Source organism: Halorubrum sp. CBA1125 (genome assembly GCF_009742825.1).
GTDB lineage: Archaea > Halobacteriota > Halobacteria > Halobacteriales > Haloferacaceae > Halorubrum.
This window is the reverse complement of record NZ_WPCE01000115.1, coordinates 1-9,327: the sequence shown is the minus strand read 5'-3', so window position 1 is coordinate 9,327 and position 9,327 is coordinate 1. Positions and strand designations below refer to the sequence as shown.

At 68.3% G+C, this 9,327-nt stretch carries 8 protein-coding genes; 4 read left to right on the top strand and 4 right to left on the bottom strand.

Going from position 1 to position 9,327, the window contains the following annotated elements; translation table 11 throughout:
- Nucleotides 1-1,173: amidohydrolase (locus GJ633_RS10800; RefSeq protein WP_156588838.1), on the bottom strand; the 1,173-nt coding region annotated here is incomplete at its 3' end.
- Nucleotides 1,174-1,299: 126 nt separating this feature from the next.
- On the opposite strand from GJ633_RS10800, the gene GJ633_RS10795 reads away from it, so the two are divergent.
- Nucleotides 1,300-2,286 (top strand): D-2-hydroxyacid dehydrogenase, encoded by a 987-nt coding sequence (locus GJ633_RS10795; protein ID WP_156588837.1) that lies wholly within the window; start codon nt 1,300-1,302, stop codon nt 2,284-2,286.
- Between the two features lie 96 nt (nt 2,287-2,382).
- Here GJ633_RS10795 and GJ633_RS10790 read toward each other — a convergent pair whose 3' ends face one another.
- Nucleotides 2,383-3,564, bottom strand: a complete 1,182-nt coding sequence (locus GJ633_RS10790; protein WP_156588836.1) for a M24 family metallopeptidase — start codon at nt 3,562-3,564, stop codon at nt 2,383-2,385.
- A 223-nt stretch (nt 3,565-3,787) separates the two neighbouring features.
- Here GJ633_RS10790 and GJ633_RS10785 point away from each other — a divergent pair, with 223 nt between their 5' ends.
- Nucleotides 3,788-5,455 carry an aldehyde ferredoxin oxidoreductase family protein gene (locus tag GJ633_RS10785; RefSeq protein ID WP_156588835.1) on the top strand — a complete coding sequence of 556 codons (1,668 nt, stop codon included), beginning with the start codon at nt 3,788-3,790 and terminating at the stop codon, nt 5,453-5,455.
- 56 nt (nt 5,456-5,511) lie between these two features.
- On the opposite strand, the gene GJ633_RS10780 is transcribed toward GJ633_RS10785, so the two are convergent.
- A complete protein-coding gene (locus GJ633_RS10780) occupies nt 5,512-6,885 on the bottom strand; it encodes an aspartate aminotransferase family protein (RefSeq protein ID WP_156588834.1) in 1,374 nt (457 codons plus the stop codon).
- 223 nt (nt 6,886-7,108) lie between these two features.
- Between GJ633_RS10780 and GJ633_RS10775 the strand changes: the two genes are divergently transcribed.
- Nucleotides 7,109-8,035: a DUF3267 domain-containing protein gene (locus GJ633_RS10775; protein WP_156588833.1), complete on the top strand. Its 927-nt coding sequence runs from the start codon at nt 7,109-7,111 to the stop codon at nt 8,033-8,035.
- Between the two features lie 95 nt (nt 8,036-8,130).
- Here the strand turns inward: GJ633_RS10775 and GJ633_RS10770 are convergent, their stop codons facing one another.
- Nucleotides 8,131-8,385 carry a hypothetical protein gene (locus GJ633_RS10770; RefSeq protein ID WP_321169025.1) on the bottom strand — a complete coding sequence of 85 codons (255 nt, stop codon included), beginning with the start codon at nt 8,383-8,385 and terminating at the stop codon, nt 8,131-8,133.
- Nucleotides 8,386-8,588: 203 nt separating this feature from the next.
- Between GJ633_RS10770 and GJ633_RS10765 the strand changes: the two genes are divergently transcribed.
- Nucleotides 8,589-9,290 carry a TVP38/TMEM64 family protein gene (locus GJ633_RS10765; RefSeq protein ID WP_156588832.1) on the top strand — a complete coding sequence of 234 codons (702 nt, stop codon included), beginning with the start codon at nt 8,589-8,591 and terminating at the stop codon, nt 9,288-9,290.
- The last annotated feature ends 37 nt before the right edge of the window (nt 9,291-9,327 follow it).

Here is a 9,327-nt window from a genome sequence, read left to right as displayed (position 1 = left end):
CGGGTGGTCCGTCCCGACGATCAGGTACGTCGCCAGCCCGCCGTCCGACTGGACGCGGTTCATCAGGAACGTCGCGTCCTCGCTGGCGCCGAAGTCGGCCGCGGGCATCACGTGGTCGACGCCGTCGAAGCCGTTCGCGACCTCGCTCACCAGCGCCTGGAGTTCGGGGTCGCTGTCGGCCCGCGGCGACTCGCTCACCACCTCGACCGTCGCGCGGCAACCGTGCATCTTCGCGGCCGAGCGCATCGTGCGGTCGAGTCGGCGTTTCATGTACTCCATCAGCTCCGTCGTCTCCCCGCGGGCCTCGGCCTCCATGTGCGCCCGCTCGGCGATGACGTTGCTCGCGGTCCCCGCCGACGCCTTCCCCACGTTCACCCGCGTCATCCCGTCGCTGTGTCGCGGGATGCCGTAGGCGTTCTCGATGGCGGTCCCCATCGCGTGTATCGCGTTGTCGCCCTCCTGCGGGGCCTTGCCCGCGTGCGCGCTCGTCCCCTCGATCGTCACGTCGACGTGACACATCGCGAGCGGCTTCTCGATCCCGGCGACCACCTCCCCGGTCGGGTGGTCGAGGCCGACGTGGACGGCGAGCAGGTAGTCCAAGTCGTCGGCGAACTCGGATTTCGCCATCGGCGCGCCGCCGCCGCCGGTCTCCTCGGCCGGCTGGAAGAACACCACCAGGCGGCCGGCGAAGTCGCTCTCGGCGATCGCCTCGAGGACGGCGAGCCCCCACGTCATGTGGGCGTCGTGGCCGCAGGCGTGCATCGTCCCGTCGATCTCCGACCGGAACCCCTCGTCGACCGGGTCGTGGTCCGGGTCGGTGGACTCCTCGATGAACAGCCCGTCGATGTCGACGCGCAGCCCGATCGCCGGCCCCCCGCCGCGGTCGACGACCGCGACCGCGCCGGTGTTCCCGCCGGTCATCCGCTCCAGCAGGGCCTCGTCGGCACCGCGCTCGCGAGCGCGCTCGATCCAGGGGTCGAGGTCCTCGTCCGGGACAGCCATTCGGTCCGCGGGATCGTAGGCGTCGGGCCCGACGGCCACCTCGTCGACCCCGATTTCTCGGATCTCCTCGACGAGCTTCGCGGTCGTGGCGAACTCGCGCCACGCGGGCTCCGGCTGCCGGTGGAAGCTGCGCCGAAGGCTGACGAGACGGTCGCGGATCGGCTCGGTCATGTGGATCACTCACAGGTCCCACCCACTTAACTATACACAATTGTCGTTAACAAGAGGTACACAAAAGGAATAAGAGCGCCCGTGCGGATCGGTACCCAACGCGTCGCTCCGACGCGACCACACCACATGAACGCACGCTCAGACGCGGACCCGGACGTCGTCGTACTGCGGGAAGGAACCGAGGGGCTGTCGATGGAGTCGTACGCGGAGGCGCTCCGCGAGCGGCTGCCCGATCGCGTCGTCGCGCTCGCGCGGACGCCGGCCGAAGAGCGCGAACTCGTCCCGCGAGCGCGCGTCGTGACCGGCATCACGCTCGACCCCGACCTGCTCGAGCGGGCCGACCGGCTCGAGCTGTTCGCGTGTACCTTCGCCGGGACCGACCACGTCCCGACGGACGCGCTGGCCGACCGCGGCGTCGTCGTGACGAACGCGGGCGGCATCCACGCTCCCGGCATCGCCGAGCAGACCGTCGCCAACATGCTCGTGTTCGCGCGAAACCTCCACGAGGGCTGGCGCCGGAAGGGGAACGGCGAGTGGCGCCACTTCCAGTCTCAGGAGTTCACCGACAGCACGGTGACCGTCGTCGGGCTGGGGTCGATCGGACAGGCGGTCGTCCAGCGGCTGGCGGGGTTCGAGGTCGAGACGATCGGCATCCGCTACACGCCGGAGAAGGGCGGGCCGACCGACGAGGTGTTGAGCTTCGACGACGCGGACGTCCACGAGGCGTTCTCGCGGAGCGACTACGTGGTGCTCGCGTGCCCGCTCAACGACATGACGCGGGGGCTCGTCGGGGAGGCGGAACTGGCGACGCTGCCGCCGAACGCGGTCGTCGTCAACGCCGCGCGCGGCGGGCTCGTCGACACCGACGCGCTCGTCTCCGCGCTCCAGCACGAGGGCATCCGCGGTGCCGCGCTCGACGTCACGGACCCCGAGCCGCTGCCGTCGGACCACGTGCTCTGGGATCTGGAGAACTGTCTGCTCACTCCGCACACCGGCGGCCACACCCCGAGACACTGGGACCGACTGGCCGACATCGTCGCGGGGAACCTCGCCGCGCTGGCGTCCGACGGCGACCTCGAGAACGTGGTATCCCAGCCAGCAAGCGATCGGTGACGCCGGTGAATCGGTAACGCAAACGAGTCGGTGACGCCAACGAATCGGTGATCACTCCGGGTCGTCGACGGTCGGCGTCGTGGTCGTGAGAACTCCTCAGGCCGTGAACAGCCGACGGGGGAAGTCGGCCAGCGTCTCCGCGCCGGTGCTCGTGACGCGGAAGGTCTCGCTTATCTCCATGCCGATCTCGTCGGTCCAGATACCCGGGATCATGTGGAACGTCATGTCCTCCTCGAGGACGGTCTCGTCGCCGGGGCGGATGCTCGCGGTGTGCTCGCCCCAGTCCGGCGGGTAGCCGAGCCCCATCGAGTAGCCGATGCGGTCCTCCTTTTCGAGGCCGTACCGCGCGATGGTGTCACGCCAGGCCTTCTCGACCGTCTCGCAGGTGACGCCGGGCTCGACGGCGTCGAGGGCGGTCTCGATACCCTCGACGACGACGTCGGCCGTCTCTTCGAGCTCCGCGGGCGGATCGCCGACGAAGGTCGTGCGGGCGAGCGGGGAGTGATACCGGTGGCGACAGCCGGAGAGTTCGACGATGACCGGGTCGCCGTCCTCGAACTCGCGGTCGGTCCAGGTGAGGTGCGGCGTTCCCGTGTAGTCGCCCGACGGCATCAGTGGGACGATAGACGGGTAGTCGCCGCCGTACTCGTCGGTCCCCCGAATGAGCTGGTCGTAGATCGCGGCGGCGGCCTCGTACTCGGGGACGCCCGCCTCGATCGCGTCGAGGCCCGCCTGCATCGCGTTCTCGGAGATGCGGGCCGCCTCGCGCATGTACGCGAGTTCCCGCTCGGACTTCTTGATCCGGACCCAGCCGACGAGCAGCGTCGCGTCCGCGAACTCGGCGTCGGGGAGGTTCCGCTGTAGGCGCGTGTACGACTTCGCGGTGAAGTACGCGGCGTCCATCTCGAGGCCGATCCGGCCGTCGGCGACGCCCAGCTCCTCGAGGACGCCCGCGACGTAGTCCATCGGGTGGAGGTCGTACGGCGAGTGGACGTGGTCGTCGCTGTAGGCGCGGATGCTCTCCTCGGCGAGGTGGGTCGTCGCGCGCGCGCCGTTGCCGTCCATGTCGCGGCCGATCCAGACCGGCTCGTCGCGATCCGGCGTGACGATCACGGCCTGGTGGACGTAGAACGACCAGCCGTCGTAGCCCGTCAGGTAGTTCATGTTGGCCGGGTCGGCGACGACGACGGCGTCGAGGTCCTCCTCGCGCAGCCGACCTTTCGTTCGCTCGACCCGCCGCTCGTACTCGGACTCGTCGAATATCTCTTCTCGTGGCATGGAACGGTCGTCTACGAGGGGCAATGACAAGCGGGGAGATAACTTTTTCGTGTATAATAGATACAGATATTGTGTATCCTCGGCCGGCCGCACCCGCCGAAATCGGCGCGTAGCGCGGCCGAGCCACCGGACGTCACTCCGCGTATCGGGCGCATCACCAGCCGAAACCCGCAATTCGTCCCGGTACTGTAGGTTTTTGTATCGTCCGCGCGGATCCCCCAGTATGCTCCACAGCACTGGACCGCTGCTGACCATCGACCTCGGCGACCGTGACACGTCGGAGACCGACATCACGGAGATCCAGGAGCGGTACGTCGGCGGTCGCGGCGTGGCCACGCGGCTGGCTCACGAGCGCATCCCCTTCGACGCCGACCCGTTCGGCCCGGAGAACCGCGCGGTGTTCACCACCGGGCCGATGCAGGCCTCCCAGATGAGCTTCACCGGCCGGACGAACTGCACCGCGCTCTCCCCGCTGACCGACGGGCTGCTGTCGTCGAACGCGGGCGGGTTCGTGTCGCGGCACCTCGCGGCGACGGGCTACGGCGCGGTCGAGTTGGCCGGCGAGAGCGACGAACTGGTCGTCGTCCACGTTCGCGACGACGGCGTCGAGTTCGAGCCGGTACCCGACCTGGTCGGAGCGACCGTCCCGGAGACGACGGCGTACCTCGAGGCGGAACACGGGATCTCCAGCGACCGGACCGCGATTATCGGCCCGGCGGGCGAACACCGGGTCCGGTTCGCCTCGATCATGACGACCGAGGAGCGCGCGTTCGGTCGCGGCGGCCTCGGCGCGGTCCTCGGCGCGAAGAACGTCAAGGGGGTCACGTTCGGCGGCGACTCCGCCCCCGACATCTCCATCCCGGCGACCGCGAACGAGATCCACGGCGAGGCCGCGACGTCGGACCACATCATGAAACGACAGGGGACGGTCGCGGTGATGGACCTCGCCAACGAGATGGACGGCCTCCCGTCGTACTACTTCTCCGAGCGCTCCTTCGCTGGCGTCGAGGGGATCAACGGCGACGCCGTCGCGTCGAAAAAGTACAAGAAGGGGACCTGCTCGGCCTGCGCGTTCGCGTGCAAGCTCCCGACCCGCGACGAGGAGCGCGGCGTCGAGACCGAAGGGCCGGAGTTCGAGGTGGCGATGGCGTTCGGCTCGAACTCCGGGGTCGACGACATCGTCGACGTGATGAAGTCCAACCAGCTCTGTGACGAGTACGGGCTCGACGCCATCTCGGCGGGCAACACGATCGCCGCGTACCTCGCGGCGGAAGACGAGTTCGGGAACCGCGAACTCATCTGGGACCTCGTCGAGAAGATCGCTCACCGCGAGGGCGTCGGCGACCGGCTCGCCGAGGGGATCGGCCGGATCCACGAGGAACTCGGCGTGGAGAACTGGTCGGTGAAGAACATGGACTTCGCGGCCCACGAGGGGCGGCTCCTCCACGGACAGGCGCTCTCGTACGCGGTCGCGAACCGCGGCGCCGACCACATGTACGCGACCTTCTACTCGGTCGAGTACCCGCTCGTCGACGAGGACGAGGCGATGCCACCCGCCGGGTTCGAGGGGAAGGCCGAACGCCTCGTGGAACGGGAGGACTTGATGGCGCTCAACGACAGCGGCGTCGTCTGCAAGTTCTCGCGGGACTTCATGACCCCGGAGCGCTACGAGCTGCTGTTCGACGCCGACTTCGAGGACCTGCTCGCGGTCGGGGCGCGGACGGTCGCGCTCGAACGTCACTTCAACAACCAGCGCGGTATCGACGGCGACGACGATCGGCTCCCGTACGAGGACGAACTTCCGGGGCTGGAGGACGCCATCGAGTCCTACTACGAGGTCCGCGGATGGAACGACGACGGCACGGTGCCGGAGTCGGCGCTACCGGCGTAGGACGTATCCGGCGTAGGACGTATCCGGCGGAGGGCGTCGCTCGGCGGCGGTCGCTCCTACGCCGACACGGTCGCCGCGGTCGCCGCGACGGCGTCCGCGATGATCTCCGTTCCGACCTCGGCCTGCCGCTGTGTCAACACGAGCGGCGGGAGCAGGCGGAGGACGTTGCTGTACTGGCCCGCCGTCCAGACGAGCACGCCGTGCTCGTAGCAGTACTGCTGGATGGCTTCCACCCGGTCGTCGTCCGGATCGCCGGTCTCGTCGACGAACTCGACGCCCACGAACAGCCCCTTGCCGCGGACCTCGGCGAGACCGGGGTCGCCGTCGCCGGCGTCGCGGAGGCGGTCGCGGATGTACGAGCCGACCTCGGTCGCGTGGTCGAGCAGGTCGTGCGACTCGATGTACTCGATCGCGCGGAGGCCGCCGACCATCGCGGGGACGTGGCCGCGGTACGTGCCCGCGTGGTCGCCCGGTCCCCACGTGTCGAGGTCCTCGTGGTAGATGGTGCCCGAGAGGGGCTGTCCGTTGCCGCCCAGCGCCTTCGCGGTCGTCATCACGTCCGGCGTGACGTCGTAGTGCTCGGAGGCCCACCATTCGCCGGTGCGGCCCATCCCGACCTGGATCTCGTCGAACACCAACGGCAGGTCGTTCTCGTCGGCGATCTCGCGGAGCCCGGAGAGGAACCCCTCCGGCGGGACGACGACGCCGCCCTCGCCCTGGATCGGTTCGACGAAGATGCCCGCGGGGTCGGTGAGCCCGCCGTACGGCTCCTCTATGATCGCTCGGACCTCCTCTAAGGCGCGGTCGACGGACTCCTCGGGGTCGCGGCCCTCCCGGAAGGGGTACGGGAACGGCGCGTGGACGACGTCGGGCAAAAGCGGCGCGTAGGGCTTCTTGAACTTCTTGTTCGACGTGAGGCTCATCGCGCCGGTCGTCGCGCCGTGGTAGGCGTTCCGGAACGCGAGCAGGCCGCTGCCGCCGGTGTTGTACTTCGCGAGCTTGATCGACGCCTCGACGGCGTCGCTCCCGGTCGGCCCGCCGAAGACCACTCGGCTGTTGCCGGCGAGCCCGTCGGGCGCGATCTCGCCGAGCTTCTCGATCAGGTCGAGCCGCGGCTCGGTCGGGAAGTCGACGGAGTGGGTGAGTTTGTCGATCTGCTCGTGGACGCCCTCGTTGACGTACGGGTTCGCGTGGCCGACGTTGTAGACGCCGATCCCCGCGAAGAAGTCGAGGAAGACGTTGCCGTCGACGTCTTTCAGGGTCGCGCCTCGCCCCTCGTCGAACGCGAGCGGAATGTCGTTGGGGTACGCGACCGCGCTGCTGTCGATGTCTCCCTGTTTGTCGAGGAGCGAACGCGATTTTGGGCCGGGGACCTCGTCGACAGTCGGTTCCTCCGCGAAGTGCAGGTCGTAGATCGGCGGTCCCGCCATACCACCGACCAGACCACACGGCCACAAATAGATTGAGGTAACCAGCAATCTGTGACACAATATACGATATCTGTTTCCACTATTCCGTCCTCGTTCCCTCCGACCCACGCTCGACCCCTCCATTACTGCCGGCAGCGTCGCGTCGGGACGAGTGCGGTCGTACACCGCGCCGACGGGTCGATCCGCTCTCAGGTGTTAAGACCCGTCCGGCTGATACCGTCACATGGCGACTGAATCCCGAGAATCCGAGACGGTCATCGGCGAGCTGGAACTGACCCGCGGCCTCGCCATCCAGATGACGGCGCTCGGAACGCTCGGACTGGTCGTCGCCGCGGCCGCGCTGAGCGTCCTCTTTCAGACGGTCACCGGCCACGCAGTGACGTTCCAGTTCGCGCCCGCCGGCGTCGGCTGGTGGACGGACGCCCTGAACGCGGTGACGATCCTCTTCCTCGCGACCGCGATCCTCGTTCCCCACGAGTGGCTGCACGGACTCGCGATCCGCCACTACGGCGGCGAGCCGCGGTACGGCGTCGGCGTCGCACACTTCATCCTACCGTACGCCTACGCGACGACCGACCACGAGTTCTCGCGCGACCAGTTCGTCGTCGTCCTCCTGACGCCGCTGGTCGCGATGACGGCCGTCGGCCTCCCGGTGATGCTCGTCTTCGAGTGGGGGTGGCTGATCGTGCCGCTGGCGGCGAACGCCGCCGGCGCGATCGCGGACCTCTGGATGACCGTGACGCTGCTGAGCTACCCCCCGCACGTCCGGCTCGAAGACCACGAGACGGGCGTCAGGATCGTCGGCCGAGAGGCGGATCGCCCGCGGTCGCTTTCCGTGACTGCGGTCGTCTGGGACGCGCTCGCGGGAGCCGCGGTCGCAGCGATCGGGGTGTTGGTCCTGCTGGCGGTGGCCGGCCCGATGCTGCTGTCCGCACTCGGGGTCGAGTCGCTCACGATCGGGACGCCGGACACGATCACGTACCTGTTCTCGTTCGTGAACACGCCGACGGAGATTTCCTTCGGCGTCGGCCCCGGCGTGTTGAGCCTCGGGGCGGCGGTCGGCGTGGCCTACGCGTTCGTTCGAAGCTACCGCCGAAGTCACGCGCCACCGCCGGAGACGACGGACCCGGACGCTGAAACGCCTCGCTGACGGTCGGCGGGACGGACGTCTCGGTCGGCAGGACCGACGTCTCACTCGTCGCTGAGAGGGACGCGTTCGGGATCGGCCAAACTCGTCTCGTCCCCTCAGGCGCGCTTGAGGTCCCGCAGCTTCGCCGCGAACTTGTCGGTGCCGGTGAAGTAGGCGAACGCCAGCGCGACGACCCCGATACTCCCGGCCCACAGACCGAGCATCAGGTCGCCGCTACGGACGGAGGCGAGCGCGAACCCCTCGATGTAGACGCCGAGGAGCGACAGTCCGAGCGTAGCGACACCGAAGAACAAAAGCTCCAGCAGTTCGGGCAGGAGTTCGGGAACGACGTCGAGCAATTCGGATCTCACAAACTGACGTTACCGATCCGGTATTGAGTCTCTTTCGGTTTCTTTGAGGAGAACACATTCCGTCCTCGAACCTCTCGTCACCGCGACCGGCAGGGGATCCCACCCACCACGACCTAGATCACCGTTCCCGAGCGGGAACACGCGGTGCCGTTCGGCTGCGGTGTGGTAACTTTCAAGGTGTTCTGTGCCCCTTTGCGACACGAATGAAGATATTCTCCTCGCCGGACGCCCGCCGGCGGGGCGTACTCGCCGTGTTCGTCGTCGCAGCCGCGTTCGTCGCCCTCTACCTGCTCGTTCGCGAGTACGCGTGGTTCATCACCGACGCCGAGGCGCTGCGTACGTGGCTCCAGCAGTTCGGCGTCCTCGCCCCGCTGGTGTTCATCCTCATACAGGCGTTACAGGTCATCGTCGCGCCGATCCCGGGACAGGTCGTCGCGCTCGTCGCCGGGTACCTCTTCGGTCCCGTCGCCGGCACCGTCTACAGCCTCACCGGCGTCTTGATCGGGAGCACCGTGGCATTCTCGCTCGCGAAGCGGTTCGGCCGGTCGTTCGTCGAGGACGTGCTCCACGAGGACGTCGTCGCCCGGTTCGACGGCTTCGTCGACACCGTCGGCGTGCCGGGGCTGTTCGCGTTCGTGATCATTCCGGGCCTCCCGGACGACGCGATCTGCTTTCTGAGCGGGCTCACGAAGTGGACGCTGCCGACGTTCATCGCGGTGATAAGCGTCGGACGGCTGCCCGCGTACGTGATCACCGTCTACGCCGGCGGTGAACTCGCGAGCGGCCGGGTCCGATCGGGACTCGCGCTCATCGGGCTCGTGATCCTCGCCTCGGTCGTCGGCTACTACAAACAGGAGGCGATCCGGGACCTCCTCGAACGCGCGGAGCTACGGCGTCCCTTCTGAGCCGGTGACGCGCCCGATTCGGGCCGCGAAGCGGGAT